Source organism: Variovorax ginsengisoli (assembly GCF_030486595.1).
GTDB classification, from domain to species: Bacteria; Pseudomonadota; Gammaproteobacteria; order Burkholderiales; family Burkholderiaceae_C; genus Variovorax; species Variovorax ginsengisoli_B.
Genome location: NZ_JAUJZH010000033.1, coordinates 12974 through 39800 on the forward strand (window position 1 = coordinate 12974; position 26827 = coordinate 39800).

Below are 26827 nucleotides of genomic sequence, written 5' to 3' on the forward strand. Positions count from 1 at the left end.
CAAGGAACACACATCATGAACGGACAAATGATGCAGCAACCGCTGCTGATCTCCACCCTTCTGACGCATGCCGAACGCCACCACGGCGAACAGGAAATCGTCTCGCGCCGTGTCGAAGGCGACGTCCATCGCACCACTTACCGTGAACTGGCGGGGCGCGCGCGCCGCGTGGCCAACGCACTGGCGCAACGCGGCGTCAACTTCGGAGACCGCGTCGCCACACTGGCGTGGAACGGCTACCGCCACATGGAGCTCTACTACGGCGTCTCAGGCTCCGGTGCGGTGCTGCACACGCTCAATCCGCGCCTGCACCCTGATCAGGTGGTATGGATCGCCGATCATGCCGAAGACCAGGTTCTGTTCTTCGACTTGAGCTTCCTGCCAATCGTTGAGGCGATCGCCTCGCGCGTAAAGACGATCAAGGCCTTCGTTGTCTTGACCGACCGCGCGCACATGCCGGCCTCCACTAGGGTGCCCAACCTGCTGTGCTACGAGGAACTGCTGGCCGACGCGAGCGATGGTTTCGAGTGGCCGAGTTTCGACGAAAACAGTGCCTCATCGCTGTGCTACACCTCGGGCACCACCGGCAACCCGAAGGGCGTGCTGTACAGCCATCGCTCGACATTGCTGCATACCTACGCCGCGGCGCTGCCCGATGCGCTGAACTGCTCGGCGCGCGACTCCATCCTGCCCGTGGTGCCGATGTTCCACGTCAACGCGTGGGGACTGCCATATGTCGGCTGCGCGGTTGGAGCGAAGATCGTCTATCCGGGCCCGTTCCTGGACGGCAAGAGCCTGTACGAACTGTTCGAGGCCGAGGGCGTGACGATGTCGGCCGGCGTGCCCACCGTCTGGCAGGGCCTGCTGTCGCACGTCGAGTCGAACGACCTCGCGTTCAGCACCATGCGCCGCACCGTGATTGGCGGCTCGGCTTGCCCGCCGGCCATGATGCGCGCCTTCCAGGAACGCTACGACGTGCAGGTGCTGCACGCCTGGGGCATGACCGAGGTGAGCCCGCTGGGTACCGTCTGCACGCTAAAGCCGGCGCAACTGGCGCTGGGCAGCGAAGAACGACTCGCGGTCCAGTCCAAGCAGGGGCGTGCCGTGTTCGGCGTGGATCTCAAGATCGTCGATGCCGACGGCAACGAACTGCCCTGGGACGGCAAGACCTCGGGCGAGCTGATGGTGCGCGGCCCCTGGATCGTCGCGAGCTACTTCAAGGGCGCCGGTGGCAACCCGCTGGTGGACGGCTGGTTCCCGACCGGCGACGTTGCTGTCATCGACGCCGATGGCTTTATGCAGATCACCGACCGCGCCAAGGACGTCATCAAGTCCGGCGGCGAGTGGATCGGCTCGATCGACCTGGAGAACATCGCGATGGCGCACCCTGCAGTGGGCATGGCCGCCTGCATTGCCGCATTCCATCCGAAGTGGGACGAGCGCCCGCTGCTGGTGGTGGTGAAGAAGCGCGGTGTCGAGGTCACGCGCGAGGAACTGCTGGCCTTCTACGACGGCAAGATCGCCAAGTGGTGGACGCCCGACGACGTGGTCTTCAGCGACACGATCCCGCTCGGCGCGACCGGCAAGATGCTCAAGCACCGCCTGCGCGAGCAGTTCAAGGACCACAAGCTGCCGACGGTCTGATGCCATGACCACACTCACGATCGGCGCGGTTCCCGGGCACGTGCGCTTGCTGTTTCCCGGCGTGCTGGCCTGTGGCGTGGTCGCTGCGGCCTCAACTTTCCTCTCGGAGCACTATGGTGCGCCGGTGATGCTGTTCGCGCTGCTGCTGGGCATTGCGATGAACTTCCTCTCCGGCGAGGGCGCCTGCAGGCCGGGCATCGAATTCGCGGGTCGGACGCTGCTGCGCATCGGCGTCGCGCTGCTCGGGCTGCGGATCACCATCGGCCAGGTCGTCGAGCTCGGCTGGCAGCCGGTGGCGATCGTCGTGGTTTGCGTCGCGGCGACGATCCTGTTGTCGATGCTGGCGGCGCGCCTGATGGGGTTCCAGACCCTGTTCGGTCTTCTCAGCGGCGGGGCCACCGCGATCTGCGGCGCTTCGGCGGCGATGGCGCTGGCCGCAGCGCTGCCGAACCACCCGCTGAAGGAGCGCGCGACACTGTTCACCGTCGTTGGCGTGTCTGCGTTGTCGACGCTGGCGATGATCGTCTACCCGATGATCGCGCAGGCCATGGGACTGGACCCGCGTGCCGCCGGGGTGTTCCTCGGCGCCACGATCCACGACGTGGCACAGGTCGTTGGGGCCGGCTACAGCATGTCGCAGCAGACGGGCGACGTGGCCACGCTGGTCAAGTTGATGCGCGTGGCGATGCTGTTGCCGGTCATCGTGTTCGCGGTCATGCTCTCGCGCCGCCACGCCGGTGAGGTCGGTGGCCCGCGCCCCCCGCTGCTCCCAGGCTTCGTTATCGCCTTCGCACTCCTGGTGGCAATCAACAGCACCGGGTGGTTGCCCAGCTTCGTCGCCAAGGGCGGTAGCGACTTGTCGCGCTGGTGCCTGGTGGCGGCCATTGCGGGCATTGGCATGAAGACTCAATTGAAGGATCTGGTCAGCGTTGGTCTCAAGCCGGTGATGCTGATGATTGGCGAGACGGTCTTTCTGGTCCTGCTGGCGCTTGCGTTCATGCATTGGCTAGCCTGAAGCCGACACGCTCACGTTCAGGTCTCAAACAAGGCAGTGGCCGGGCGAATGGTCTTCACAGCCACGTTGCCTTGGTGTTGGCGCAACTGGCAAGCCCGAAAGGTGACCTTCGCGTACTTCTGCTTGTGGCCGCATCCTGTCACATCCCCTCCGGCACGGACGGCCCGAAATGTTCCAGGTGTTCAATGTTGCGCGTCCTCAGCTTCCGGTCCTTCTTGGTCAATTTCCACCGGCGGCTTCCTTCGAGCAGTTGCCGAACTCGCAGCGAAGGGCAAGTGTCTGGCCGTCGGAGCATTCAACGCTGTATCGCTCGAAGCCAGGCCCTTTCTCTTCAAGAACGGCCCGCGGCACGGCGCTGCAGTTCATGCCCTTTGCAAGCTGCTCGGCGACGTACGTATCCCGGCCCGTCTTGAGGGCTGGCGATGGAGGTGCAATCTGCGTGGCGGCGACATGCGTGACCTTCACGTTCGGGTCCATGTTCTTATAGCCTTTACGGGCCATGCAATCGACCAAGGCCGATTGCTGCATCCTCGGCTCCGCGCGCCCGCCGCTCGGATATGCCTCGTCGTACACCGCAGTTGCGATACCCCCGACCAGGGCCGCGCCCACCACCGCTACAGGAAAGACGATGGCCGCGCCAATCACGATGACGTCCGAAGTGTCGCTGCCGTACCTCTTGGTGCTCTGCACTCGCAGATTCGACGCTACGGTCCGGCATGCTTCAACATCCCTGGCAAATACATCGTCCTGTACACCCTCCATATCGACCATCGGAGCGTAGGCCGCGCCTGAACCTTGACCAGGCACAGTCGACGGTTGGGTTGCGCAGCCGCAGGCGAGCAAGACCGCGCAGATTGCACTCAAGATGTTTTTCACAGATTCAGAACGGAGGCGATTGTTGCTTGACAGCTGTCAGTGCGCATGCGCGGAGACCGAACACGACACTCCGCTGTTGGCCGCAATCCTGCCACATGGGCAGCCGCCCAGTTCGGGCGCGAAATGCCGCGCAGGCGCGGCGTAAGAATGCGTCGTTCAGTAGCTCACATCATTCCTTGCGGCCCGCGACGGTGGGCCGCTTCTTCTTGGTTGAGACTAAGACCGCTGCTAGCATGAGCCATGACAAGCGCAACCCCCTTGGCACCTTCCCCGACGAACGTCGCACACGCTCGAATTCGTGAGCGACTCGGTGCGGTGGTCGATATCACCCTTTCTCTCTTAGCCTCGCCCTGGAGTCTTTGCCGCATCGCGATTTCTCCCGTATTCCACGGGACCGACTCGTTGCCATCCTTGCGTTGGGGCTGGCCGGCGCCCTGTGCCTTTGGATGGTGTCGCCCGGGGGCATCGTAGCCACGGCTCTGGCGATTGCGCTGAAATGGGATCTACTGCGAGGCATCCTGTACGCGGCAGGCATGTTTTTCAGTCCCGCGTTTCGATTTGCCGTTGGCGGAGTGGTGTTCATGGTTGTCTCGACCGTCTCCCTGAGAGTCATCAAGCGCGCCGGCCGTAGCCCCGACCACCGGTAGCGTGCTCATGAACGTCAGCCGTCATGGCGGCGCGCTTGTGTCAAAGCGTTTGGCGACTTAGCAAAAGAAGGCCCGTACGAAACGGGCCTTAACACGATGAAGAAGAAATAGCCGTGCTTTCTCGCGGCGTCTACTTCATCGCGGAAGTCCGGTCTTGGCGGGACGCTGAAACTGGAGCCGCAAGCCACTGCCTCAATACTGCTCCCGCTCCTGCGTCCGTTCGACGTCCTACTGAATGCTGTACTGTTCCCGTAGCTCAGCCCATTTCAGCAAGCTGTCCAATGCCGGGCAGAGCTGCTGTCCCCAAGGCGTCATCCGATAGTCGACTCTCGGTGGCACTTGGGAGTGCACGGTGCGTTCGACGATGCCGTCAGCCTCAAGTCGTCGCAGTTGCTGGGCAAGCATCTTCTGGGATATTCCGGTGATGCATTTCTCCAGGTCCGAGAACCGTAGCACCTTCCCACCGAAGAGGTGGAACAAGATAACAAGCTTCCAGCGGCCCTCCAGAAGGCTGAAGCACGCCTCGACGTCGATGGCCGCGGTGAGCGGCGTGTAGGCCTTGCGCTCCGCGGGGGGTGGAGCACTAACGTTTTGGTGCGTACTTGTCATGAGGTGAGCGTAGGCCGAGCATCCGTGCATTGCAACTACCCGTTGACTTCCATGAACGTCCAGACCCCTGACGCCATTGCGCGATTTCTTGATTCGCGTGGGCCCAACAATGAAGCCTCGCTCAGCGAGTACTTCCACGCGGATGCCGTTGTTCGAGACGAGGGCCAGACGTTTCATGGCTTGAACGCCATCATCGCCTGGAAGGCGGCAGCTGAAGCCAAGTACCAGTATCGACTGATGCCGCTCGGCCTGTCGCGGGAAGGCGGCACGTTCAAGCTGTTGGCGCACCTTGAAGGCAATTTCCCAGGAAACCGCGTCGATTTGATGCACGTCTTTGGCCTCAGGGACGGACTCATCGAAACTCTCGAAATTCGGCCACCTGTCGAGCTCGAAGGTCGAAGGGCGCTCGTCACGGGCGGCACCAAGGGGATTGGAGCTGCCGTGGTCGCGCAACTTACCCGGGCTGGAGCCACGGTGTTGACGACAGCCCGCTCCGCGCCTGCGGACCGCGGGAAGGCGGCCTTCGTGGCCGCAGACCTGTCCACTGCAGCCGGCTGCGACGAGGTTGCACGCGCCGTCGAGGAACAGCTCGATGGCGTTGACATCGTGGTCCATGTGGCCGGGGGCTCTTCGGCGCCGGCCGGCGGCTTCGCGGTGCTCGATGACGACGAATGGCAAAAGGCGATTGCCATGAACCTTTACGCTGCCGTTCGGATCGACCGAGCCATCCTGCCGGGCATGCTTGCCCGCGGTGTGGGCGTCATCGTGCATATCACCTCCATCCAACGGCAGATGCCGTTGCCGGAGGCAACAACTGCCTACGCTGCCGCCAAGGCCGCCCTGTCGACGTACAGCAAGAGCGTGTCCAAGGAGGTCAGTCCAAAGGGTGTGCGTGTGGTGCGCGTCGCGCCTGGCTGGGTGGAAACCGAAGCCGCTGTGGACCTCGTCGAGAGAATCGCCAAGGAGAACGGAACTGACTATGACGGTGCACGCCGCTCCCTCATGAACTCCCTCGGGGGCATACCGCTTGGGCGTCCTGCCAGGCCGCAGGAAGTCGCAGAACTGGTCGAATTTCTGGTGTCACAGCGCGCAGCCTCCATCACCGGGGTCGAATACGTTATCGACGGGGGCACAGTTCCCGTTGCGTGAGGCAAGCTTCGGCGCTGCGCGGGCCTGAGCGGCGTAAGGCTGGAAAGCCGAATGTGGAGTTCGACCATCGAATCGGAAGGTTGGGCCGAACGTCGGCTGTTGCGGATTCCACACGGTCAACCCTGTCGGCTCACCGATACGCTCGACGAATTCTGCGCTGGTGATGGGACTACCAGTCTCATTCCAAACATCGTTGTGCGTATCGAGGAGGGCTTCAGCGATGGGCTGCCGAATCGCAGGCTCACGCTCCTCCAGGACGAGGAGCAACTCCTGTTCGCCAAACTCGTCTTGGCAGTCCGTCGCCAATTGGCCGATCGCGTCGAAGCACTGCCGCCAAGCACAGCCGGGAACCGGTGCTCGCGGCCGCAAGTGGAAGTGGCGCCGCCTTTTGCCGTGCCAATCCTGCTCGTTCCGCCGGCGGATCACTCCCGCGACGCGAGATGTTCGCGCACGGCGGCGACGTGATTGCCTACCTTGGAAATGGTATCCCGCAGTTTCGCCTCAGTGCATCGAAGCTCCTTGCACCAGTACTGCAACTCTAGGGAATCTTCCTCAAGGATCCGACCTGGATCCAGTGGCTGAAAATTCTTCAGGTCATCAGGCATACAGCCTCCTCAGGCAGCGTGGCCGGACCTTTATAGGCTTAAGCGAACCGATCTGCAAGGCGGCGGACAGCGCGAAATCCACCCGCCTGAGCGTCGGCTGTCAGGCGCCACGAACGCAAGCAGCCTTGCTCGTCGAACAAAATCCACTCAAGTCGCAGCTGACTGGCATCAGCGCGCAGCGCGTGTCAGGACTTCTGGGGATAGACCGCCGTGGACGGCGCTTGCGGCAGCTTGCACTCATTCCTCAGGAAATATCCAAACGCGTTCGATGAGCCCGTTTGCCATGTGGTAGACCGCCACAACTTCGAACGGCCGTTCTCGCAAGCCGAACACACGCTCGTGGTCGACGACCTTGGTCCCGCATACCATTCGACTGAGAAGCTCGGCTCGATGGCTCTTTACGGCGAAGACTTTGGTCGCATAGAGCTCCGAGATGGCGGCCTTGCCGGACGCAACCGGCTCCGTCGATGGCGCGCGATACAGTTCCGCATTCTCGGCGTAGGTCTCCAGGAACGCACTGAGGTCGTGTGCGTTGTAAGCCTCGAACTGGCGCTGAACAACGTGGACTGGCAACATTGACTATCCCTCCTGAGCAGGCGTCGGTCCGCTCCCGCGAAGTACGCGGCGCAGCCGACGGCGATGGGCTCACGCGACCTTGCTTGCCACTTGATGTCTCTCGCGAGCCTTAAGCCTCTTCGAAAGCCGGATCACTCAGGTACATTCCGCAGTACCTTGCCCACAGCAGCATTGTCCACTCCCGATCCGACCACGATAGGTCCTGCTGCTGCACCTTGGCGATGAACTCCTCGTAGGTGATCACGGCAAAGCTCGCGACCTCCGAAGCGCTGATCATTTCTCCAAAGCGCTGGCCTGTCTCGCGTGCCTCCTTGTCATCGGGCGCGCAGAACAGGCGCACATGAACCTCATCGAACATGCCGCGCTGGCGCAGTCCCTCGCCCACGAGCTGGTTGCGAAAAAGCTGGTTGTAGCGACTGGAAGTCAGCGTCTCATAGCTCTCCTTGAACGTTGGCGAGCCGTTTCGGTGCAGATCAACGTAGGTATCACGCCGGTACTCGGTGGGAGAAAACGTGTCCGTGTACTTGCATTCCACGCCCACCAAACCGCGCTTGCCGTTGCGCGTGTACTCGACTGCCACATCGAATGCGGAGTTGTCACCTGCCGGCTTGCCGGGTGCGTACTCAAAGTGAATCCCAACAACCTTTGCGCCACCAAGCCCGAACAGTGGCAGCAATGCACGCGAGGCGAGTTCCAGGTCGTCTGCCAGGTGACCAAAGAAGTTGAAGGCCAATGGCTGGCTGGAAAGGAGGTTGCAGCGCAGACGCCGCTCGTCGACGATACCCGCCGATGCACCGTCTCGGCCCTTGAGCGCCGCATCCACCGCTGCTGCCACACGATGGGTGAGGAAATTCCCGCGACCGGCTTGCCCATCGGCAAGGGCGTTGCAGACCGTCTGGTTGGCTTCGTTCGGCCTTGGGCCTTCGGGAAGATTGAGGACAAACGCCCGCCACCATCCTTGGTGGAAGCGCATGCGAGCGGTGAACTTGGAACGATCGACGGGGAGTGTGCCGACGAGGGGTCTCAGAAGAGGCATGCTAGTTTGGTTCTTGCTAAAGGTTTGAACTATCGGATTGCTGATCGGCCTGAAGACAGCAGTCGATTGTTCATGCAGGCCCGTTGGTGTGCACACGCTTCAGCGTTTCACTCGACGTTTTTCAAACCAACCGTTGTGTGGAAGCTCCGCAATTCCGGCTTGTGCCCAATCTGGCTCCGCAATTCAACGGCGACGGCTGCAACGGGGCGTCTAGAACGTCAGGGATGCCAACTCCCTATCAAGTTGTGGTCTTGGCCAAATCGAGTCTTCGGCCGTCGCCGAGCGAGCATGCGCACGTATCGACCCCCATCGGAGGCAGTCGATGAATCCAGGCGACACGGGCGTCCCATGGCTGCCCAGTTCGACAGGCCCAGCGCATGAATGGCGCCGCGACGACTCAGGACTCGTTCAGAAGACGGCGGAGCAAGCGCGCACGCAGGAGTGCCGTGAACACCCAGATCAGAATCGCGTTCGCGAACAGGCCCAGCGAGACGACCAGTGCCGCACGATCTGCGAATCCATGGCTGAGGTCTAGGAGCAGAAGGGCCAGCGACCAGGGGAGGGCGCACAGGATCGCGACAGCCAGGAGGAGGCTCTGCTCGCTCGGATGAAGCGCAGCAGCCGCCAAGGTCACCGCGAGGGCAGAGCACGCGCCCGGCAGCCACCAGGCGTGGCGATACAGCGGCGGCAGGCGATGGCTGGACATGTCGAAATTGTGCGGTGCGCTCGGCAGTGGCGCGCGAGCAATTTCACACGCAATGCACAAGCCTTGGCATCTTGTCGCGCGCCGCCAACACGATGGCGGATAGCCATTCGGCTGGGCTCCGGCGAAAGCTCATCCTGTCTCATCGGTCGTCGAACGGCGCAAATACTTCCGCCACCCAGTCGACGAACAGCCGGGTCTTTGCGCTCAGATGCCGGTTGCTCGGATAGAGCACGTGAAGCGGTTGCCGTGGGCGGCGCCAGTCGTCGAGCACGGTGCGAAGCCTTCCGCTCTGGAGGTGAGGCGATACCATGAATTTGAAAGCCTGCCCCAGGCCGACGCCCGCGAGCAACGCGCTCAGGTGGGCCGTGCTCTCGTTGACCGCGACGACGACCTGCCCTTGCACCAGGATCTGCTCGTCGCCCTTGTGGAACTCGAGCGGGAAGGCCCTGCCGGTAAGTGACGAGAAGTAGCCGGCGATGGCGTGTCCCCGCTCGCGGGGCAGCAGCTCCGAAGGATGCTTCGGGACGCCACGCGCGCCGAGGTAGAGAGGGCTCGCGCAGGTGACCCAATCGAGGTCGGCGATGCGTCGCGCGACCAGAGACGTGTCGGCCAGTTCGCCGCCGCGAATCACGCAGTCGACCCCTTCGCCGATCAGGTCGATCGGCCGATCGCTGACACCCAGGTCGATGTGCAGCTCCGGATGGCGCGCACGAAAGCCCGGCAGCGCCGGGATCAGGATCATGTTGGCCAGCACCGAGCCGACGTCGACGCGGATGCGGCCACGCGGCTGAGCCCGTGCGCGGCCGGCGCTTTCGTCCATCTCGTCGAGGTCGCCGATGAGGCGCGTGGCGCGCTCGTAGTAGGCCGCGCCCTCCGGCGTCACGCTGACCCGCCGCGTCGTCCGATGCAGCAGCTTCGTGGCGAGGTGGCGCTCGAGGTCCTGCACGAGCTTGGTCACCGTCGGGCGCGGAATGTTCATCGAATCCGCAGCCTTCGAGAACGTGCCCGACTCGGCGATCCGCACGAAGACGCGCAAGGCAAGCAGTTGGTCCATGGTGCGGCTGATTATTCAGATATGTGAATTAAGAAGTCAAGATTGTCGTATTTATTCATTTGTGTGAACTTAATAAGCTTGGCTCACCTCAACACATCGGAGCCAGACATGGGCAACAAACTCTCTGAAAAGGTCGCAGTCATCACAGGCGGCACCACCGGCATCGGCCTGGCCGCCGCCAAGGCCTTCGCGTCGGAAGGCGCATTCGTCTACATCACGGGCCGCCGCCAGGCCGAGCTCGACGCTGCCGTGGCCGCCATCGGCGCCAGGGCGATCGGCGTGCAGGCCGACTCGACCCGGCTCGACGACCTGGATCGCCTGTACGAGATGGTCGGGTCGCAGCATGGCCGCATCGACGTGCTGTACGCCAACGCAGGCGGCGGCGAGATGCTGCCGCTGGGGGCGATCACCGAGGCGCACTTCGACCAGACCTTCGATCGCAATGTCAAAGGTGTGGTGTTCACGGTGCAGAAGGCGTTGCCGCTGCTCGACAAGGCGGCCAACGGTGCGTCCGTCATCCTGGCCGGCTCGACGACAGGCATCTCGGGCACCGCGAATTTCAGCATCTACAGCGCCACCAAGGCAGCGGTCCGGAACCTCGCCCGCAGCTGGGTGCTGGACCTCAAAGGCCGTGCGATCCGCGTCAACACGCTGTCGCCAGGGCCGATCCACACGCCGGGCCTGGTCGACCTTGCCGGGCCGGACGCCAAGCAGCAGCAAGGGCTGCTCGACTACCTGACCTCGCAAATTCCCGTCGGGCGCATCGGGCAACCCGACGATGTGGCCAAGGCAGCGGTCTTCCTCGCCTCGGACGACTCGTCCTTCATCAACGGCATCGAGCTCTTCGCCGATGGCGGCATGGCCCAGGTCTGAGGCAGCCATCATGAAGACCGCGCTCGAATTGCTTGAAGCCTATCAAGCCAGCATCCGCACCCCGGCCGCAGCCGCAGCCCTCTTTGCGGAGGACGGCGTACTCGAACTTCCAACGGTCAAGGCGCACGCCCAGGGGCATGCGGCCATCGAGAAGCTGATCTCCGGGCTGCTGGCGAAAATACCGGACTTCCGATTCAAGGACTTCAAGTTGTGGATCGATACGCCCGACAGGGTGTTCGGCGAATACGCCGTCGAGGCACACGTGATCGACACCGGCAAGCTCTATAGCCAAACCTATGCCGGCCTGCTGATTGCCGAGGGAGGAAAAATCAAACTGCTTCGCGAAGCACTGGACACGGCGGAGGCAGCGCGGGCATTCAGCAAGGACTGAACGCGCGGGGCACGGCCTTCTTCACTCTGCAGCCGTTCCCGACACTTGCCGGTAGACGTTGGCGCCCAGTGCGGTGCCATGCACCGCCAGATGCGCGCCCAACTGGATGGCTTGCAGCAATTCGGCGGCTGCCAGGCCTTGCGACAGGGCCGTGGGCACGATCCGCCGGATCGCATCCGGGTCGAAGGCCGTGAAGCACGCATGCAACGCCAGCTGCACCAGGCTGCGCTCCGCCAGGCTCAGCCCGGTGCCGGGGCCGCCCTGCTCGACGAAGTCGAGCAGCACCTCGGCATAGCCGGGGTCGAGCCGTGCCACGCCGCGCAGGGCGAGGGCGTGCGGGGCACCGAGCCTGTCGATCCGGACCTGGAGCTTTTCATCGATGGCCGGCACCCCGCCGAGGTCGATGAACTCGCCCAGGATGTCGACGGCCTGGCCCACGCGGGCGATGCCCTGCACGGCCACCAGGTGCAGCACGTCGAAGATGTCGGCCCGGCTCGCGCCGACCTCGAGCGCCCGCTTCATGTGGGTCTGCAGGCCGGCCTCGAACAAATGCGACGACGACGTGTCGAGCGCCACGTAGATCAACTCCACCATGCGTTCGCTCAGCGGCCCCGAGCGCGCGGGATGGCCGGCGTAGCGCGCGTAGTGCTGCACGAAGCCGGGGCAGGCGTCGAGCATGGTCTCGGTCCAGGGGCGCCAATAGCCGCGCTCGGCCATGAAGTACGCCTTGATCCGCGCGCGTTCGGGATCGCTCATCGCGGCGTCCCCGGCGCGGCCGCGCTGCAGACCAGCGTTTGACCGGTCAGGTACTGCGCGGCCGATCCGCAGAAGAAGCGCAGCAGCGGATGCAGCGTCTGCGGATCGACGCCGCTCGGCACTTCCAGCGCATTGATGCGCAGGGCGCGGCTGCCCCACTCGCAGGCGAGGGTCGAGACCATCATTCGAGCCGCGGCCCCGTCGCCTGCATCCTGCCAGCGGCGCGGCTGTGCCGAGGGCAGCAGCAGGGTGAGGCTGGCCTGCTGCGTGTAGCGCGCGGCGAAACGTGCAGCGGCTGCATGCACGGCCTGCAGCACGCCGGCCGATGCGCAGTGCAGCGGCGACAGATCGAGGGAGGCCGCATAGTGCGGCTGTTCGGCCGCCGTCGGCGCCACCCCTTGCCAGGCTTCGCCCTCACCGCCGCAGACCTCCAGTTGCAAGGGCGTGTCCAGCGGCAGCGGCGGCAGTGTCGCGGGCGGCAAGGGCTGGCTGCCGCCATGGACCGACGAGCCGCCATTGACGGCAAGGATCTGGCCGCGCAGCGGCGCAGCACCGGAACTGGCCAGGAAGTACAGCGCCTGCGCCATCTCTTCGGGCGCGGCCATGCGGCCGAGCGGGATCTTGCCCAGGGCGCCCTCGGGCTTGAGGCGGCCGGCCTGGATCAGTCCGTCCACCAGTTCGGTGCGGACGAATCCCGGCGCCAGCACCGTCACGCACAGGTCGGGCCGCGCTTGCGCCAGCGCCAGGCTCTGGGCGATGAGTCCCGCCTTGCTCGGGCTGTAGGCGCCGCGCCAGGGAATGGCATGCAGGCCGGCGCCCGATGCGACGTTCACGATGCGCGCGCCCGGCTTCAGCAGCGGTCCGCAGGCATCGACCACCGCCGCCGGCGCTGCCAGGTTGAGCGCCAGCAAGCGTGCCATCTGCGCCGCGTCCTGCTCGGCCAGGGGCGTGTTGGAGGCGTCCGACATGCCGGCGTTGTTGAGGATCGCATCCAGCCGGGGCGTGTCATCGCCGAGGGATGCGATCTGCACCGGGTCGGTCAGGTCGACGGCGCGCAGTTGATGCGGGGCGGAGGCCGGCGCCGGCAGGCTGCGACCCAGCTGCTGCAAGGCCGGTGCGTTGTGGTCGACCAGCACGCATTGCCAGCCCGCGCCGGCGAACAGCCGTGCGGTGTCTCGTCCGATGCCGGAAGCCGCACCGGTGATCAGGACGGTCTGCATCCGCGACACCGCCCGCGTCTCAGATGTTGGTCAGCGTGATGCCGCCATCCACCACCAGCGCCTGGGCCGTGATGAAGGCCGCATCGTCGCTGGCCAGGAAGCAGATGCTGCGGGCGATGTCCTCCACCGTGCCCAGGCGGCCCATCGGCGTGCGGGCGATGCGGTTGGCGTCGCGCTCGGCATTGCGGTTGCGCTGCGTGCCTTCGGTCGGAACGGCCGACGGGCAGACGGCGTTGACGCGGATGTTGCGCGCGCCCAGCTCGGCGGCCGCGGCGCGGGTGATGCCCAGGATGCCCGCCTTGATGCCGGAATAGACCACCGAGTTGGCGGCCGAGCGCAGGGCCGCGACCGACGCCACGTTCACGATCGCGCCGCCGCGTTCGGGGTCCATCAGGGCCACCGCCTCCTGCAGGCTCCAGATGACGGACTTGAAGCCCACGTCCAGCATGCGCTCCACCGTCTCGGACATGATCTCGGGGATGGCCTGGTAGCGCACCCAGGCGGCGTTGTTGACCAGGATGTCGAAGCGTCCGCCGCCTTGCGCATGCGCGCGCTGGATGGCCTCGCGGATGCCTTCGCGGCTGGCGATGTTCTGCACCACGGCATGGGCCTGGCCGCCGCGCGAGCGGATCTCGTCCACCACCGGCATGACCAGTTCTTCCTTGAGGTCGTTGACGCAGACGATGGCGCCGCGGGCGGCCGTCTGCAGCGCGGTTTCGCGGCCGATGCCGGCGCCGGCGCCGGTGATGAGGGCCACGCGGCCGAGCAGATCCTGGTTCATTCGCATTCCTTGGTTCACACTGACTGGATGAAGTCGCGGCCGACCTGGCTGGCCAGCGCGCCCGAGCCGAAGGCGGCATCGAACTTGCGCACTTCGCGCAGGGCGTAGTGCAGCGGCACCTCCCAGGTGAAGCCCATGCCGCCGTGCAGGTGGATGGATTTCTCCAGCACGAAGGCCGCACTCGCCAGGGCATTGGCCAGCACCGGCCGCGTCGCGCGCACGCGGCCGTATTCGTCGGTGTCGAGCACGCGCTGGATGCCGGCGCTGGAGGCCTCCTGCTGCAGCCGCATGCGCGCCAGCAGGTGGCGCACGGCCTGCTTCGCCGACAGCGGGCGTCCGAACTGCACACGGGTCGACATGTAGCCGGCCGTGGTGGCGAGGGCCGACTCGGCCGCCCCGTTGACGAAGCCGGCGATCAGGATGTGGCTGTCGCGCTGCAGGGCGGCGAAGGCCGCGGCATCCAGCTGCGCCAGCACTTCGGCACCGTCCAGCGCCAGCCACGATTGGGGATGCTCCGGGTCCAGCGCCTCGTCCTCCTGGATCTCGATGCTTCGCAAGTCCAGCAGGGCGCCGCCGCCCCGGCCATCCGCGACCAGCACCCAGTCGCAGTCCCTGGCGCCACGCGCCTGGCCGGCCAGCCCGTCCTGCAGGCTGCCCTGCAGCGCCCAGGTGGCCACGCGTTCGCCGCTGGCCAGCTGGGCCGCCAGGGGCGAGTCGCCCAGCGCCTTGGCGACCAGGAGGTTTTCGAGCAGCGGCCAGTGCAGCCGCAGCTTGCCCGCCGCGGTCGCGATGGGCAGCGCGAACGCGATGCCCAGCGCCAGTCCGCCGGCGTCCTCCTGCGCGCAGATGCCGCACAGGCCCGCCGCGGCCAGCACCCGGGCGGCGTCACGGAAGCCGCGGGTCTGCGCATCCTTGATCGCCTCGGCCGCGGCCTGGGCGAAGTCTTCGGGCTTGAGATCGTTGTCCGACGTGGTCATCTCAGAGGTCCTTCGGAAGATTCATGATGCGCTGGGCGATGATGTCCAGCTGCACTTCGGTGGTGCCGGCGTAGATGGTCTCGGCACGCGAATAGAAGTAGGCCGTGGTGAAGTGCTTGCGCGCGCGCTGCGCCAGCGCACTGGAGCGCGGGTTCACGTGCGACACGAGCGCGAGCGCCAGCCCTGCGAAGGCCTGGTGGCACTCGGACCAATACAGCTTGGTGAGCGAACCCCGGGCACCGATCTTGTCGCCGGCCATCATCCGGTTCACGGTCTGCTCGACCAGGCCCTTCAGCGCATCGATCTCGCCCACCACGTCGCCGATGCGGCGCTGGTAGCTGCCGTCGTCCAGCAGCCTCGACAACTGCGGATCGGACTTGCAGGCGGCGACCAGCTGGCGCAGCTCGCAGTCGAAGCGCCATGCACGGTACATGCGGTTGGTCGCGCGCTCGATGGACAGCACGCGGATGGCCGCGTTCCAGCCCTCGTCCGGTGCGCCCAGGCGCGCACTGTCCGGCACCACGACGTTGTCGAAGAAGACCTCGGCAAAGGACACCTTGCCATCGATCGACTTGATCGGCACCACCCGGATCCCGGGCGTGTCCATGGGCACGGCGAACATCAGCAGGCCGCGGTGCTTGTCGGCCACCGTGCCGGTGCGGGTCAGCAGCAGGCAGTAGCGCGCCTTGGCGGCGCCGCTGGTCCAGATCTTCTGGCCGTTGATGCGCCAACTGTCGCCCTCCTGCACGGCCTTGGTCCGCAGGCGGGCCAGGTCCGAGCCCGCGTCGGGCTCGGAGAAGCCCTGGCACCAGTAGTCGCGCATGGCGAGGATGCGCGGCAGGAACAGCTGCTTTTGTTCTTCGGTGCCGACGGTCTGGATGATCGGGCCCGCCAGCTCCTTGCCGATCGAGCTCACGCTCTCCGGCATGGCCAGCGCGCCGACCTCCTTGTTGACGACCAGGTGCTCCCGCAAGCTCAGGCCGAGGCCGCCATAGGCCTTGGGCCAGGTCATGCCCGCGAGGCCGGCGTCGTACATCGACGCCTCCCAGGCCCGGCACTCGTCCAGCGTGGGGGTGCGGTAGTCGACGCTGTCGGCGCGCATGTGCGCGGGCAGGTGGGCGCCCAGCCACTGGCGGGCGTACTGCCGGTAGACGGCCGGACCCGCTGCAGCGTCCGGGATGGCCGGGTTCTTTTCCATGTGCATGAGAGGCCTCAGGGGGCAGGGCGGTTGCGGGAGGTGGGAACCATCAGGGCGTCCAGGACCAGGACGCCTTCGCCTTGCGCCTTGACCAGGATCGGGTTCATGTCGATCTCGGCCACGTCGGCGGCATGGCGGCAGGCGAACGCCGACAGCCGGGCCACGGTGCGCGCGGCGGCGGCCACGTCGGCCTTGGGCTGGCCGCGGGCGCCGTCCAGCAGCGGGAACATCTTCAGGCTGCGGATCATCCGCAGGGCTTCTTCCTCGGAGACCGGCGCTACCTGCACCGCGACATCCTTCAGGATCTCGGCATAGATGCCGCCCAGCCCGACCATGACCACCGGGCCGAAGACGGGGTCGCGCGAAACGCCGGCGATGAGCTCCACGCCGCCGCGGACCATCGGCGCCACCAGCACGCCGTCCAGCCGTGCCTCGGGCGCGTGCTGCCGGGCGTTGGCCAGGAGGCGGTCATAGGACTGGCGCACGGCGTCGTCGTCCTGCAGGCCCAGTGCCACGCCGCCGATCTCGGTCTTGTGGGCGATGTCTTCCGATGCGATCTTGAGGACCACCGGGTAGCCGGTGGCACGGGCGCTGCGCACGGCCTCGTCGGCCGAGGCCACGATCTCCTCGCGCGGCACGCTGATGCCCGCCGCCGCCAGCGCCTTCTTGGCATGGAACTCGTTGCGGAACACGGCCGCATCCACGCTGTCGACCGGACCGTCGTAAGCGGCGGCCGCGGGCAGGGTGCCGAGCTGGCCGACCCGGACCAGGCCCGCCAGTCCGGCGGCGGCCGCCGGGATGCTCGGGAACACGGGGATGCCCAGCGCATTGATCTCGGCCACCGCATCGGGAGGGCCCTGGCTGATGATGACCAGCAGGCGCTCGGGATGGCTGGCCCGGACCTTGGACAGCGCCTCCAGGTACACGCCGCGCAGCCGCGGGTTGTACAGCGACAGGGCCAGCAGCAGCACCAGCGTGCTGCCATTGGCGTCGTCCTGCAGCGCGCTCAGCATCTTCAGCAGGATGTCGGGCCGGGCCGACATCTGCGCCGACGCGTCCACCGGGTTGTTGGTGCCGGCGGTGGGCACGGCCTCGCGGATCCGGGCCCGGGTGCTCTCGGCGAGCTGCGGCAAGGTCATGCCGGCCTGCACCATCGCGTCGGCCATCATGATGCCGAAGCCGCCGGAGGCCGCCACCAGCGTCACGGCGTCGGTGGCGGGCAGGCGCTGCCGGCCCAGCAGGGCGGCGGCATGGCCGACATCGAGCAGTTCCTCGAACGAGCGCACGCGCAGCACGCCGTGACGACGGAAGACGGCGTCGAACACGGCGTCGGAGCCCATCAGCGCGCCGGTGTGAGAGGCGGCGGCCGCCTGGCCCTGCTCGGTGGCGCCGATCTTGAGGACGATCACCGGCTTGTGCTGCCGGCGCGCCAAGTCGAGCGCCTCGAACAGCCGGCCGGCATCGCGGCAGGTTTCCATGGCGCACAGGATGATGCGGGTGTCGTCGTCCTGCGCCAGCGCCGCGATGCCGTCGGCCACGTCGACGTCGGCTTCGTTGCCGGTCGCGATGAAGCGGCTCACGCCCAGGCCGCGATCGGCCATGTTGCGCATGGTGAAGCTGCCGATGTTGCCCGACTGCGAGACGATGCCCACTTGCCCGGCCGGCGGCAGGCTCTGCTCCAGCGCGATCGAGAACGAGCCCACCAGCCGGTCGACCACGTTGACGGTGCCCAGGCAGTTCGGGCCCAGGAGCCGCATGCCGTGGTTGCGCGCGACCCGCACCAGCTCGGCCTGCAGGGCCGCGCCTTCGGGGCCGGCTTCGGCGAAGCCCGCGGTGAGCACGATCACGCCGCGCACGCCGCGGCTGCCGCATTCGCGCACCGCCTGCAGCGTGGCTTCCACCGGCACCGCCAGGATCGCCAGTTCCGGCGCCGTGGGCGTGTCCAGAATCGAGGCGTAGGCCTGCAGGCCCTGGAGGGTGCCGCCCTTCGGGTTGATCGGATAGATCGGCCCGGCGTAGCCGTACTTGCGCAGCAGCTGCACCGGTCGGCCGCCGATCTTGGTGATGTCGTCGGAGGCGCCGATGACGGCGACGCCGTCGGCCTTGAAGAAGGCGTCGAGCCCGGTGCCCGGAGCGGCTTGAACCTGGGTCAGCATGGTGTCAGCGTCCCTTGAAAACGGGCGCGCGCTTCTCGAGGAAGGCCATGCGCGCTTCGCGGGCGTCCTCGGTCTTCGACAGGGCCATCGTGAACTCCTGCTCGAAGCGATAGGCGTCGCGCTGGGGCATGACATCCACCATGTTGGCCGCGCGCTTGGCGTAGGCGATGGCCAGCGGGGCCTTGGATGCGATCTCGCGTGCCAGTGCCATCGCGAAGGGCAGCAGGTCCTTCTCGGACAGCACGTCGTCGACCACGTTGCGCTTCAGCAGGTCGTGCGCGCTCAGGCGCTGGCCGGTGAAGAACATGCGGCGCAGAGTCGAGCGGCCGAACAGGGTCTTGAGCATGGAGGCGCCGCCGGCCAGGCCGACGTTGATCTCGGGCATGCCCACGGTCGCGTTCTCGGAGGCATACAGGATGTCGCAGGCGGCCGCCAGGCCGAAGCCGGCGCCCAGCGCCGCGCCATTGATGGCGGCGATCACGGGCTTGGCGCACTCGCGGATCGCGTTGCCGGTTTCGCGGGTGATGCGGTTGTGTGCGAGGAAGTCGCCGGCGACCTCGGCGTCGGGGCGGTCCTTCAGGTCGGCGCCGGCACAGAACACGCTGCCCGCGCCGGTCAGGACGGCGCAGCGGATGTCCGTGCGCTCGGAGATGGCGTCGAAGGTGGCCACCAGCGCGTGGCGCATCTCGCGGCTCAGCGCGTTGACCGGCTTGCGGTCCATGGTGACCAGTCCCACGCCGCCTTCGACTTCCAGACGAACCCATTCATCACTCATACGTCACCTCTTCGATAAAAAGACGTTTGTCCCGGTTTTAATACGCTTGATCGATTATAGAAATTGCATTGAATTTGATTTCTCGTTTTTCCGGGAGAGTGTTCTGCAAAAAATGAAGGATTCGCAGGTGGGTGGGACGGCAGAGGGTCGCTAACATGGCCTCCATCCAGCTGATGGACATGTATTCCCATGTGTTGAATTGATTTATCTGATCGATTCAATTCAATCGAGAGAATTAAAGCGCGAGTGCAAAAAATGAATATTCAACGCCTCGGCGATTTGAAGACCGCATTGGGCGAATGCCCGGTGTGGCATGGGCAGCAGCTCTGGCTGCTCGATTGCCGCGCCGGCCTGGTGCTGGCGCTGGACCCCGACACCGGGGCGGTGACGGCGCGCCACCAGGCGCCCGCGCCCCTGGGCGCGTTCGCCTTCAACGGCCACGACCGTATCGTGCTGGCCCTGAAGGAGGAGATCGCAGCGCTGGACCTGCGCAGCGGGCAGTTGCGCCCGCTGGCGCGCATCGAGCACAGCCACCCCCACCTGCGGCTGAACGACGGCATCGCGCTGGCCGACGGCAGCTTCGTGGTCGGCACCATGCATGTGTTCCGCGAGGCCGACGAGCCGCCGCTGGGCGGCCTGTACCGGCTCGATACCCGGCTGCAATTGCACAAGCTCGACGACGGCCTGGGCATCACCAACGGCCCCTGCGTGAACCCGGTCAACGGCCGCCTGCACGTGGCCGACAGCGCCGCACGGGTGGTCTATTCGTATGCGATCGCAGCCGATGGCACCTTGGCCGACAAGCAGGTGTTCGTGCGCACCGACGCCCAGGACTCCGGACCGGACGGCTGCTGCTTCGACAGCGAAGGGGGCCTGTGGACGGCGCTGGTGCGCGTGGGGGCGCTGGCTCGCTTCGATCTGCAGGGCCGGCTCACCCACCAGGTCGCGCTGCCGGTGGCCCACCCGAGCGCGCTGTGCTTCGGCGGGCCGGCGATGGACGATCTGTTCGTCACGACCATCAGCGACAGCGGCCGCCTGAGCGCCTCCGGGCCCCTGGACGGCGCGGTGCTCAAGCTGACCGGCCTGGGCTTCAGCGGCGCGGCCCGCCCCGAGTGCCGGATGCTGCTGTAGGCCGTGCGGCGGTCAGGCCGCGGGCGGGGCGTCGAGCCCGGCGGGCTTGCTGTGGGCAGAAAAACGCAGCTCCGGCCCCGCCACGTGCTCGGCCACGAAATCCAGGAACAGGCGGATCTTGGCCGGGATGATGGGGGTGTCGAGGATGGTGGCGTACATGCCCTCGTCGAAGCCCTTGTTGCTGATGCGATGGTCGCCCAGCACCCGGACAAGCCGGCCCTGGCGCAGGTCGTTGTGCACCGTGTAGTCGTCGAGCAGCGCCAGGCCTTCGCCCAGGCGCGCGAGTTCCAGCAGGGCGATGCCGTTGTTGCTGACATGCCGCGGCTTGAACGCGATGGCGCTGGTTTGCGCCGGCTGCTTGAACAGCCAGGTGTATTCGTCGCCGGGCAGCTGGTAGGCCAGGCACTCGTGCGCCAGGATGTCCTCGGGCGCCTGCAGGGCGGGCCTGCCGGCCAGGTAGGCGGGCGCGGCCACGAGGTAGCGATCGCTCTGGAACAGCATGCGGCGCTTGACGCCGGCCTCCACCGGCGGCGAGATCCGGAAGTCGATGTCGATCTGGCTGCGCCGCAGGTCGGCCGCGGTCTCGCCCAGCGTGAGCTCGATGTGGATCTCCGGGTAGAGCTTGCGGAACGATGCGATCAGGGGCGGCAGCACGCCCAGGCCGAACATCATGCGCGAATGCACGCGCAGCAGGCCCTGCGGCGCGCTGCTGATGGCGGTGATGTTGGCCTGCAGCTCGTTGATGCGCCACAGGATGCCCTCCAGCTGGCGCGCGTATTCCTGGCCCGACTCGGTCAGCGCGACCTGGCGCGTGGAGCGCAGCAGGAGCTTGACCTTCAGCTCGTCCTCGATGTCGGTGATCATGCGCGACACGCCGGTGGCGGAGATCCCGAAGCGGCGCGCGGTCTCGGAAAAGTTACGGGTCTGGGAGATGGACAGGAACAGCTCCATGGCGCGCAATCTATCCATCAGTCCTCCAGTCTCCGCAGTTCAGATCTGCAATTTCATCCATTATCAATTCAGCTGGCCTGCCCGAGAATTTGCTGACCCCTCGCGGGCCCGATTTTTCGCGGAGACAGCACACATGGATTTCGGAATATTCATTCTCGCCCAGCAACGGGGCTATCACCAGACTTCGCAGCAGGTCATCAACAACTCCATCGAGCAGACTGTCGCTGCGGAGCAGGCCGGCTTTTGCAATGCCTGGTATGCGGAGCATCACTTCAATAATTATTCGCTCTCGCCGTCGCCGTTGATGATGGTCGCCCACATGGCCGCCAAGACGACGCGCATCCGCCTGGGTACGGCGGTCTGCATTCTTCCACTCTACCAGCCGGCCCGTTTCCTGGCGGAGGTCGGTTTCGTGGACACGGTGTCCAACGGCCGCCTGGACCTGGGCGTGGGCTCGGGCTACCAGGAGTTCGAGTTCGAGCGTTTCGGCGTCCGGATCGCCGACGCCAGCGCGATCTACAACGAGTTCCTGGACATCCTGCCGAAGGGCCTGACCCAGAAGATCTTCGAGTACGAAGGCCGCTTCCTGAAGGTGCCTCCCAGCTCGATCGCGGTGCGCTGCGTCCAGGACCCGATGCCGCCGGTTTGGATCACTTCGGGCAATCCGGTCGCGCTGGGCCGCGGCGTGCGCGAGAACCACAACCTGTTCGTGACTGCGCTGCTCAATGGCAACGAGGCCATCCAGGGACTGCGCCAACGCCTCGACAAGGTGGCCGACGACAATGGCAAGGACCTGGACCGCGACGTCAAGTTCGGCTTCCTGCGCTGCGCTTATGCCTCCGACAACCAGGCCGAGATCGACGCCTACCTGGATTGCGCGCGCTTCCAGCGCCGCATTTCCGAGAGCCTGAAGTTCCGCCGCTCGCAGTCCGACGACGGCTACATGATCAAGGAAGTGCCGTCCGAGACCGACCCCACGATGGAGCAGCTGCGCAAGAACCTGCCGGTGGGCTCGGTCAACCAGGTCATCGACAAGATGCTGGAGGAGATCAGCATCCTGCGTCCCAAGCACATCGCACTGCAGACCCAGTTGGGCGATTTCGACCAGAAGACCATGCTCAGGCAGATCGACCTGTGGGGTGAAAAAATCATCCCCGCCATCCAGAAGGAGTTGGGACGCCAGCAGCCGGCGATCGACGCACTGGCTGCCTGACCCGAATTCAATCGGCAGGCCCCCTGGCCCAGCGGGCCTGCACCGGGTCCGGACGGGCGGACCCCCATCCCCCAACGCTTCGCGCAGTCGAATCAGGAGACAACCATGAACAACACATTTATCCAGCGCCGCACGGTCTTGCTCGGCGGCATGCTGCTCGGCGCCGGCGTCAAGGCCATGGCCGCCCCGGAGCCGTGGCCTTCGCGCCCGATCCGCCTGGTGGTGGCCGGCTCGGCCGGCGCGGGTGGCGACATCTTCGCCCGCCTGATCGCCGACCCCTTGGGCAAGACGCTGAAGCAGCCGGTGGTGGTCGACGCCAAGCCGGGCGCCAACGGCCTGATCGCGTGCGACACAGTGGCCAAGGCGCCGGGCGACGGCTACACGCTGCTGTTCGCACCGTCGTCGTCCATCCTCATCAATCCGGTGATCCACCCGAAGATGCCCTACAACGCGGAAACGGACCTGGTGCCGGTCGCGCAGGTCGGCGCCGCGGGCATCCTGCTGATGACGAATCCGAGCACCGGCTTCAAGAACCTGGCCGACATGGTCGCCTACGCCAAGTCGCATCCCGGCAAACTCGCCTACGGCTCGTGGGGCACGGGCTCGTCCGGCCACCTGGCCATGGAAGGCATCAAGGCGCACTACGGCCTGGACATGCCCCACGTGCCGTACAAGACGATCGTCACCGAAGTCACCGACCTGATCGCCAACAACATCAGCGTGGCCTTCACGGACATCGCATCGCCCATTCCGCACATGCGCAATGGCCGGCTGGTGGCCCTGGGCCAGACGGGCTCGCAGCGCTGGCCGGCCACGCGAGACGTGCCGACGCTGGCCGAACAGGGCTACAAGTTCGAGGCCGACGGCTGGTACGGCGTGTTCGCCCCGGCCGGAACCCCGACGGCCATCATCGACCAGCTCAATGAGGAGATCAACCGCCTGCAGAAGACCGACGAGGTGCGCCAGAAGATCGAAGGCCAGAACATGATCGTGCCGCCGACCCGCTCGGCCAAGCAGTTCGCCGCCTCGGTCAAGAAGGACGCAGCCATCTGGCAGGGCCTCGCGAAGGTGACCGACCTGAGCGAAAAATAAGAAGCGCGCAAGCGACGATAAACGGGGCCTCTGGGCCCCTTTTTTTTTGCCTCCGGCGGTCGATCCTGCGCTTTTTTGCAGGACTGAATCGCGCGCTGACCGTATTCCCGATCGATGGGTGCGACCGGAGAATTCCTGCATCGCACATCACTCATTGGAAGCGGGGCAAGACATGGAATTCGGCGTATTCATCCTGGCGCAGCAGCGCGGCTATCACCAGACTTCGCAGCAGGTGATCCAGAACTCGATCGAGCAGAGCGTGGTCGCAGAGCAGGCCGGCTTCGACACCGCCTGGTATGCGGAGCACCACTTCAACAACTACTCGCTGTCGCCCTCGCCGCTGATGATGATCGCGCACATGGCGGCCAAGACCCGGCGCATCCGCCTGGGATCGGCCGTGTGCATTCTCCCGCTGTACCACCCCGCGCGCTTCCTGGCCGAGGTGGGCTTCGTGGACACGGTGTCCAACGGCCGCCTGGAGCTCGGCATCGGCTCGGGCTACCAGGAGTTCGAGTTCGAGCGCTTCGGCGTGAAGATCGAGGAGTCGGGCGCGATCTACAACGAGTTCCTGGACATCCTGCCCAAGGGCCTGACCCAGAAGGTCGTCGAATACGACGGCCAGTACCTGAAGCTGCCGCCGAGCTCGATCGCCGTGCGTCCGGTGCAAGACCCGATGCCGCCGCTGTGGATCACCTCGGGCAACCCCGTCACGCTGGGCCGCGGCGTGCGCGAAGGCCACAACCTGTTCGTGACCGCGCTGCTCAACGGCACCGACGCGATCGTGGCGCTGCGCCAGCGGCTCGACAAGGTCGCGGCGGACAACGGCGCCGACCTCGACGAGGACGTGAAGTTCGGCTTCCTGCGCTGCGCCTTTGCCTCCGACAAGGCCTCCGAGATCGACGCCTACCTGGACAACGCGCGCTTCCAGCGCCGCATCTCGGAGAGCCTCAAGTTCCGCCGCGCCCAATCGGACGACGGCTACATGGTCAAGGAAGTGCCGTCGCCCACCGACCCGAGCTTCGAGCAGCTCCGCAAGAACCTGCCGGTGGGTTCGGTGAACCAGGTGATCGACAAGATGCTGGAAGAAATCGCCATCCTGCGGCCCAAGCACATCGCGCTGCAGACCCAGCTGGGCGACTGCGACCAGAAGACCATGCTGCGCCAGATCGAGCTGTGGGGCGAGAAGATCATTCCGGCGATCCGCAAGGAAGTCGCATCGATGCATGCCGTCGCTGCCTGAGGCGCCGTCACCGATGCGCGCTCCCCTCGCTTTCGACAACGCCGCCCTGCAGGGCCGGGTGGCCGTGGTCACCGGCGCCTCCGGCGGCCTGGGCCTGGCCATCTGCCAGCAGCTGCGCGCGATCGGCGCGCAGGTGGTGCAGGCCGACATCAGCCATGCGGCCACGCCGACCGAGGCCGATGGCCTGCTGTCGGTGCACTGCGACATCGCCGAGCCGGCCTCCGTCGCCGCGATGGCGGCGCTGACGCGTTCGCGCTTCGGCCGCTGCGACGTGCTGGTCAACAACGCGGCCATCAGCGGGGCGCCGGTGGGCCTCGAGGACCTCCCGATCGACCTCTGGGACCGCATCTTCCGGGTCAACCTGCGCGGTGCCCTGCTGTGCGCGCAGGCCCTGGTGCCGATGATGTTCGAGCGCGAGGCGGGCAGCATCGTCAACGTGGCGTCGATCGCCGCGCAGGTGCCCACGCGGGTCGGCGCCTATGGGCCGACCAAGGCGGCGCTGCAGGCGCTGACCCGCCAGATGGCCGTGGAATGGGGACCGCGCGGCATCCGTGCCAACGCGGTCAGTCCCGGCATGATCCGCACGCCCCTGTCGGAGCCGCACTACCGCGACGAAGGCGCGCTGGCGGCCCGCACCGCCAGGATTCCCGCCCGCCGGCTCGGCCTGCCGGCGGATATCGCGGATGCCGTGTGCTTCCTCGCCAGCGATGCGTCCGCGTACGTCAACGGGCAGGACATCGTGGTCGACGGCGGCTTCCTGAAGGCATCGCTGAACAATCTCTACGGAAGCTCGCAATGAACCCCGCCATCGAATCGCCCAAGCGGCTGCAGAACGTTTTCGTGGTGGCCGAACGGCCCGCCGAGCTCCATGCTTTCTACGAATCGGCGCTCGGGCTCCAGCTCAAGTTCCGCGACCAGGACCGCTGGATCCAGTACGGGGTGGGCAACACCAGCGTTGCGCTGGCTTGCCGTGAAGAAGCCGTGCCGGCGACTTCCGGCGTCGTCATGGTGTTCGAGGTCGACGACTTCGCCGCCACCTCGCAACGGGTCGCCGCCTCGGGCGGCGAGGTGCTCGGCGTGCGCGACATGGGCGCGCACGGCGCGGTGCTGTCGCTGCGCGACCCCGAGGGCAACATCGTCCAACTCTTCAAGCGCCAGGGGAGCAAGCAATGAACCAGCCGACGCCGCACGCCGAGCCCATCGATCCCAAGCTGTTTCGCCAGCTGCTGGGCTGCTTCCCCACCGGGGTGGCCGTCATCACGACTCGCACGCCGGACGGCACGCCCGTGGGGCTGACCTGCAACTCCTTCAGTTCGGTCTCGCTGGAGCCGCCGCTGGTGCTGTTCAGCCTGCGCAAGGCGAGCAGCCTGCTGGGCACCTTCGTCGAGGCCGACAGCTTCGCCATCAACATCCTGTCGCAGAGCCAGGACCAGTTGTCCGGGCGTTTCGCATCGAGCAGGATCGCCGACAAGTTCGAGGGCGTGGCCTGGCGCCCCGGCCCGCTGGGGACGCCGCTGGTCGACGACTGCCTGGCGAGCTTCGAGTGCCGGGTCCATGCCCGCCACGAGGCCGGCGACCACGAGATCTTCATCGGCGAGGTCAAGCACATGCGCAGCGGCTGCGCCGACCATGCGCTGGTGTTCTACAAGGGCGCCTACATGATGCTGGCCGAGTCGCTGCGCCAGCGGGTGCTCGAAGGGCAGCTGGGTACGGTCGACATCGACGAGGCCTACCGCGCGCTCTACGGCAAGCTGCTGCGGCTGGCCTGCGAGCGGGCCACTCCCGAGGAGGTGGACGCGATCGAGGCCGCCGTGGAAGAGATCGAGCAGCACCAGGGCGCGGACGCGCTGCCGCGGCGCATCGAGGCGACGGCACGCTTCTTCTCGTCGATCAGCCTGGCCGGACACAACGAAGCGCTGCGGCTCATGGCCCAGACGATGACCACCGTGCTGCGCGAGCGCATGACGCACGTGATCCCGGTGCGGCCCAGGCCCGACGTGTTTCCGCTGCGGCGCAAGGTTGTCCAGTGCCTGCGGACGCGGGACGCCGAGGGTGCCGTGGCCGCGCTGGACGAACTGATCACGATGCTGCGCAGGGACGGCGCTGCGCACGCAGAGGAAGCCGCCGTGGCGGCTCCGGTCGAGCACTGACCGCCG

General features: G+C 66.2%; 28 protein-coding genes. 13 read left to right on the plus strand and 15 right to left on the minus strand.

Annotated features, from left to right (window positions below):
• The first annotated feature begins 15 nt into the window (after nucleotides 1-15).
• Together QZH52_RS31890 and QZH52_RS31895 are read left to right on the plus strand one after the other, a co-directional pair.
• A complete protein-coding gene (locus QZH52_RS31890) occupies nucleotides 16-1644 on the plus strand; it encodes a 3-(methylthio)propionyl-CoA ligase (protein WP_301815101.1) in 1629 nt (542 codons plus the stop codon).
• 4 nt (nucleotides 1645-1648) lie between these two features.
• Nucleotides 1649-2659: a YeiH family protein gene (locus QZH52_RS31895; protein ID WP_301815102.1), complete on the plus strand. Its 1011-nt coding sequence runs from the start codon at nucleotides 1649-1651 to the stop codon at nucleotides 2657-2659.
• 219 nt (nucleotides 2660-2878) lie between these two features.
• On the opposite strand, the gene QZH52_RS31900 is transcribed toward QZH52_RS31895, so the two are convergent.
• Nucleotides 2879-3349 carry a hypothetical protein gene (locus tag QZH52_RS31900; RefSeq protein WP_301815103.1) on the minus strand — a complete coding sequence of 157 codons (471 nt, stop codon included), beginning with the start codon at nucleotides 3347-3349 and terminating at the stop codon, nucleotides 2879-2881.
• Between the two features lie 1061 nt (nucleotides 3350-4410).
• Complete coding sequence (locus QZH52_RS31905; protein WP_301815104.1) at nucleotides 4411-4791, minus strand: winged helix-turn-helix transcriptional regulator; 381 nt, start codon at nucleotides 4789-4791, stop codon at nucleotides 4411-4413.
• Nucleotides 4792-5115: 324 nt separating this feature from the next.
• Here QZH52_RS31905 and QZH52_RS31910 point away from each other — a divergent pair, with 324 nt between their 5' ends.
• The gene (locus QZH52_RS31910) at nucleotides 5116-5940 is read left to right on the plus strand and encodes an SDR family oxidoreductase (RefSeq protein WP_436411657.1); all 825 of its coding nucleotides are present in this window, start codon (nucleotides 5116-5118) and stop codon (nucleotides 5938-5940) included.
• Nucleotides 5941-5991: 51 nt separating this feature from the next.
• Nucleotides 5992-6405, plus strand: a complete 414-nt coding sequence (locus QZH52_RS31915; RefSeq protein WP_301815105.1) for a hypothetical protein — start codon at nucleotides 5992-5994, stop codon at nucleotides 6403-6405.
• Here the strand turns inward: QZH52_RS31915 and QZH52_RS31920 are convergent.
• The 5 genes from QZH52_RS31920 to QZH52_RS31940 all read right to left on the minus strand — a co-directional run bounded on the left by QZH52_RS31920 (nucleotide 6363) and on the right by QZH52_RS31940 (nucleotide 9917).
• Nucleotides 6363-6545: a DUF3606 domain-containing protein gene (locus QZH52_RS31920; RefSeq protein WP_301815106.1), complete on the minus strand. Its 183-nt coding sequence runs from the start codon at nucleotides 6543-6545 to the stop codon at nucleotides 6363-6365. The two genes, QZH52_RS31915 and QZH52_RS31920, sit on opposite strands and share 43 nt — an antisense overlap.
• A gap of 237 nt (nucleotides 6546-6782) precedes the next feature.
• Nucleotides 6783-7121, minus strand: coding sequence for a nuclear transport factor 2 family protein (locus tag QZH52_RS31925; RefSeq protein ID WP_301815107.1), 339 nt, complete (start codon nucleotides 7119-7121; stop codon nucleotides 6783-6785).
• 109 nt (nucleotides 7122-7230) lie between these two features.
• Nucleotides 7231-8157: a PGN_0703 family putative restriction endonuclease gene (locus tag QZH52_RS31930; RefSeq protein WP_301815108.1), complete on the minus strand. Its 927-nt coding sequence runs from the start codon at nucleotides 8155-8157 to the stop codon at nucleotides 7231-7233.
• A 397-nt stretch (nucleotides 8158-8554) separates the two neighbouring features.
• Nucleotides 8555-8863, minus strand: coding sequence for a hypothetical protein (locus QZH52_RS31935; protein ID WP_301815109.1), 309 nt, complete (start codon nucleotides 8861-8863; stop codon nucleotides 8555-8557).
• 139 nt (nucleotides 8864-9002) lie between these two features.
• Nucleotides 9003-9917 carry a LysR family transcriptional regulator gene (locus QZH52_RS31940; protein WP_301815110.1) on the minus strand — a complete coding sequence of 305 codons (915 nt, stop codon included), beginning with the start codon at nucleotides 9915-9917 and terminating at the stop codon, nucleotides 9003-9005.
• Between the two features lie 108 nt (nucleotides 9918-10025).
• Here QZH52_RS31940 and QZH52_RS31945 point away from each other — a divergent pair, with 108 nt between their 5' ends.
• On the plus strand, nucleotides 10026-10790 hold the full coding sequence (locus QZH52_RS31945) for an SDR family oxidoreductase (protein ID WP_301815111.1): 765 nt from the start codon (nucleotides 10026-10028) through the stop codon (nucleotides 10788-10790).
• Between the two features lie 10 nt (nucleotides 10791-10800).
• Nucleotides 10801-11181, plus strand: a complete 381-nt coding sequence (locus QZH52_RS31950; protein ID WP_301815112.1) for a nuclear transport factor 2 family protein — start codon at nucleotides 10801-10803, stop codon at nucleotides 11179-11181.
• Nucleotides 11182-11202: 21 nt separating this feature from the next.
• On the opposite strand, the gene QZH52_RS31955 is transcribed toward QZH52_RS31950, so the two are convergent.
• The 7 genes from QZH52_RS31955 to QZH52_RS31985 are packed head-to-tail and all read right to left on the minus strand — an operon-like array spanning nucleotide 11203 to nucleotide 19044.
• On the minus strand, nucleotides 11203-11937 hold the full coding sequence (locus QZH52_RS31955; protein ID WP_301815113.1) for a carboxymuconolactone decarboxylase family protein: 735 nt from the start codon (nucleotides 11935-11937) through the stop codon (nucleotides 11203-11205).
• Nucleotides 11934-13157, minus strand: a complete 1224-nt coding sequence (locus QZH52_RS31960) for an SDR family NAD(P)-dependent oxidoreductase (RefSeq protein WP_301815114.1) — start codon at nucleotides 13155-13157, stop codon at nucleotides 11934-11936. The genes QZH52_RS31955 and QZH52_RS31960 overlap by 4 nt, the downstream gene beginning before the upstream one ends.
• 19 nt (nucleotides 13158-13176) lie before the next feature.
• Nucleotides 13177-13944, minus strand: a complete 768-nt coding sequence (locus QZH52_RS31965; protein ID WP_301815115.1) for an SDR family NAD(P)-dependent oxidoreductase — start codon at nucleotides 13942-13944, stop codon at nucleotides 13177-13179.
• A gap of 8 nt (nucleotides 13945-13952) precedes the next feature.
• A complete protein-coding gene (locus QZH52_RS31970) occupies nucleotides 13953-14915 on the minus strand; it encodes an acyl-CoA dehydrogenase family protein (RefSeq protein ID WP_301815116.1) in 963 nt (320 codons plus the stop codon).
• Between the two features lies 1 nt (nucleotide 14916).
• On the minus strand, nucleotides 14917-16119 hold the full coding sequence (locus QZH52_RS31975) for an acyl-CoA dehydrogenase family protein (protein ID WP_301815117.1): 1203 nt from the start codon (nucleotides 16117-16119) through the stop codon (nucleotides 14917-14919).
• A gap of 8 nt (nucleotides 16120-16127) precedes the next feature.
• Entirely contained in the window at nucleotides 16128-18269 is a 2142-nt protein-coding gene (locus tag QZH52_RS31980) for an acetate--CoA ligase family protein (RefSeq protein WP_301815118.1), read from the minus strand.
• 4 nt (nucleotides 18270-18273) lie between these two features.
• Nucleotides 18274-19044: an enoyl-CoA hydratase/isomerase family protein gene (locus QZH52_RS31985; protein ID WP_301815119.1), complete on the minus strand. Its 771-nt coding sequence runs from the start codon at nucleotides 19042-19044 to the stop codon at nucleotides 18274-18276.
• A 255-nt stretch (nucleotides 19045-19299) separates the two neighbouring features.
• Here QZH52_RS31985 and QZH52_RS31990 point away from each other — a divergent pair, with 255 nt between their 5' ends.
• Entirely contained in the window at nucleotides 19300-20175 is an 876-nt protein-coding gene (locus tag QZH52_RS31990; RefSeq protein ID WP_301815120.1) for an SMP-30/gluconolactonase/LRE family protein, read from the plus strand.
• Nucleotides 20176-20187: 12 nt separating this feature from the next.
• On the opposite strand, the gene QZH52_RS31995 is transcribed toward QZH52_RS31990, so the two are convergent.
• Nucleotides 20188-21144, minus strand: coding sequence for a LysR family transcriptional regulator (locus QZH52_RS31995; RefSeq protein ID WP_301815121.1), 957 nt, complete (start codon nucleotides 21142-21144; stop codon nucleotides 20188-20190).
• Between the two features lie 115 nt (nucleotides 21145-21259).
• Here QZH52_RS31995 and QZH52_RS32000 point away from each other — a divergent pair, with 115 nt between their 5' ends.
• The 6 genes from QZH52_RS32000 to QZH52_RS32025 all read left to right on the plus strand — a co-directional run bounded on the left by QZH52_RS32000 (nucleotide 21260) and on the right by QZH52_RS32025 (nucleotide 26821).
• On the plus strand, nucleotides 21260-22339 hold the full coding sequence (locus QZH52_RS32000) for an LLM class flavin-dependent oxidoreductase (RefSeq protein WP_301815122.1): 1080 nt from the start codon (nucleotides 21260-21262) through the stop codon (nucleotides 22337-22339).
• Nucleotides 22340-22444: 105 nt separating this feature from the next.
• Complete coding sequence (locus QZH52_RS32005) at nucleotides 22445-23431, plus strand: Bug family tripartite tricarboxylate transporter substrate binding protein (protein ID WP_301815123.1); 987 nt, start codon at nucleotides 22445-22447, stop codon at nucleotides 23429-23431.
• Between the two features lie 172 nt (nucleotides 23432-23603).
• Complete coding sequence (locus tag QZH52_RS32010) at nucleotides 23604-24671, plus strand: LLM class flavin-dependent oxidoreductase (protein WP_301815124.1); 1068 nt, start codon at nucleotides 23604-23606, stop codon at nucleotides 24669-24671.
• A gap of 13 nt (nucleotides 24672-24684) precedes the next feature.
• On the plus strand, nucleotides 24685-25470 hold the full coding sequence (locus tag QZH52_RS32015) for an SDR family NAD(P)-dependent oxidoreductase (protein WP_301815125.1): 786 nt from the start codon (nucleotides 24685-24687) through the stop codon (nucleotides 25468-25470).
• Nucleotides 25467-25844 carry a VOC family protein gene (locus QZH52_RS32020; protein WP_286530678.1) on the plus strand — a complete coding sequence of 126 codons (378 nt, stop codon included), beginning with the start codon at nucleotides 25467-25469 and terminating at the stop codon, nucleotides 25842-25844. The genes QZH52_RS32015 and QZH52_RS32020 overlap by 4 nt, the downstream gene beginning before the upstream one ends.
• The gene (locus tag QZH52_RS32025) at nucleotides 25841-26821 is read left to right on the plus strand and encodes a flavin reductase (protein WP_301815126.1); all 981 of its coding nucleotides are present in this window, start codon (nucleotides 25841-25843) and stop codon (nucleotides 26819-26821) included. Before QZH52_RS32020 ends, QZH52_RS32025 begins: the two co-directional genes overlap by 4 nt.
• Nucleotides 26822-26827: the final 6 nt, after the last annotated feature.

Bases quoted from the DNA above. Each gene is read 5' to 3' on its own strand.
- QZH52_RS31945 (WP_301815111.1), top strand. From the start codon at position 10,026: ATGGGCAACAAACTCTCTGAAAAGGTCGCAGTCATCACAGGCGGCACC.
- QZH52_RS31935 (WP_301815109.1), bottom strand. From the start codon at position 8,863: ATGTCCAGCCATCGCCTGCCGCCGCTGTATCGCCACGCCTGGTGGCTG.
- QZH52_RS31895 (WP_301815102.1), top strand. From the start codon at position 1,649: ATGACCACACTCACGATCGGCGCGGTTCCCGGGCACGTGCGCTTGCTG.
- QZH52_RS32025 (WP_301815126.1), top strand. From the start codon at position 25,841: ATGAACCAGCCGACGCCGCACGCCGAGCCCATCGATCCCAAGCTGTTT.
- QZH52_RS31965 (WP_301815115.1), bottom strand. From the start codon at position 13,944: ATGCGAATGAACCAGGATCTGCTCGGCCGCGTGGCCCTCATCACCGGC.
- QZH52_RS31920 (WP_301815106.1), bottom strand. From the start codon at position 6,545: ATGCCTGATGACCTGAAGAATTTTCAGCCACTGGATCCAGGTCGGATC.
- QZH52_RS32015 (WP_301815125.1), top strand. From the start codon at position 24,685: ATGCGCGCTCCCCTCGCTTTCGACAACGCCGCCCTGCAGGGCCGGGTG.
- QZH52_RS32000 (WP_301815122.1), top strand. From the start codon at position 21,260: ATGGATTTCGGAATATTCATTCTCGCCCAGCAACGGGGCTATCACCAG.
- QZH52_RS31955 (WP_301815113.1), bottom strand. From the start codon at position 11,937: ATGAGCGATCCCGAACGCGCGCGGATCAAGGCGTACTTCATGGCCGAG.
- QZH52_RS31985 (WP_301815119.1), bottom strand. From the start codon at position 19,044: ATGAGTGATGAATGGGTTCGTCTGGAAGTCGAAGGCGGCGTGGGACTG.
- QZH52_RS31905 (WP_301815104.1), bottom strand. From the start codon at position 4,791: ATGACAAGTACGCACCAAAACGTTAGTGCTCCACCCCCCGCGGAGCGC.
- QZH52_RS31970 (WP_301815116.1), bottom strand. From the start codon at position 14,915: ATGACCACGTCGGACAACGATCTCAAGCCCGAAGACTTCGCCCAGGCC.
- QZH52_RS31940 (WP_301815110.1), bottom strand. From the start codon at position 9,917: ATGGACCAACTGCTTGCCTTGCGCGTCTTCGTGCGGATCGCCGAGTCG.
- QZH52_RS31930 (WP_301815108.1), bottom strand. From the start codon at position 8,157: ATGCCTCTTCTGAGACCCCTCGTCGGCACACTCCCCGTCGATCGTTCC.
- QZH52_RS31925 (WP_301815107.1), bottom strand. From the start codon at position 7,121: ATGTTGCCAGTCCACGTTGTTCAGCGCCAGTTCGAGGCTTACAACGCA.
- QZH52_RS31890 (WP_301815101.1), top strand. From the start codon at position 16: ATGAACGGACAAATGATGCAGCAACCGCTGCTGATCTCCACCCTTCTG.
- QZH52_RS32005 (WP_301815123.1), top strand. From the start codon at position 22,445: ATGAACAACACATTTATCCAGCGCCGCACGGTCTTGCTCGGCGGCATG.
- QZH52_RS31990 (WP_301815120.1), top strand. From the start codon at position 19,300: ATGAATATTCAACGCCTCGGCGATTTGAAGACCGCATTGGGCGAATGC.
- QZH52_RS31995 (WP_301815121.1), bottom strand. From the start codon at position 21,144: ATGGATAGATTGCGCGCCATGGAGCTGTTCCTGTCCATCTCCCAGACC.
- QZH52_RS31960 (WP_301815114.1), bottom strand. From the start codon at position 13,157: ATGCAGACCGTCCTGATCACCGGTGCGGCTTCCGGCATCGGACGAGAC.
- QZH52_RS32010 (WP_301815124.1), top strand. From the start codon at position 23,604: ATGGAATTCGGCGTATTCATCCTGGCGCAGCAGCGCGGCTATCACCAG.
- QZH52_RS31910 (WP_436411657.1), top strand. From the start codon at position 5,116: ATGCACGTCTTTGGCCTCAGGGACGGACTCATCGAAACTCTCGAAATT.
- QZH52_RS31915 (WP_301815105.1), top strand. From the start codon at position 5,992: ATGTGGAGTTCGACCATCGAATCGGAAGGTTGGGCCGAACGTCGGCTG.
- QZH52_RS32020 (WP_286530678.1), top strand. From the start codon at position 25,467: ATGAACCCCGCCATCGAATCGCCCAAGCGGCTGCAGAACGTTTTCGTG.
- QZH52_RS31980 (WP_301815118.1), bottom strand. From the start codon at position 18,269: ATGCTGACCCAGGTTCAAGCCGCTCCGGGCACCGGGCTCGACGCCTTC.
- QZH52_RS31975 (WP_301815117.1), bottom strand. From the start codon at position 16,119: ATGCACATGGAAAAGAACCCGGCCATCCCGGACGCTGCAGCGGGTCCG.
- QZH52_RS31950 (WP_301815112.1), top strand. From the start codon at position 10,801: ATGAAGACCGCGCTCGAATTGCTTGAAGCCTATCAAGCCAGCATCCGC.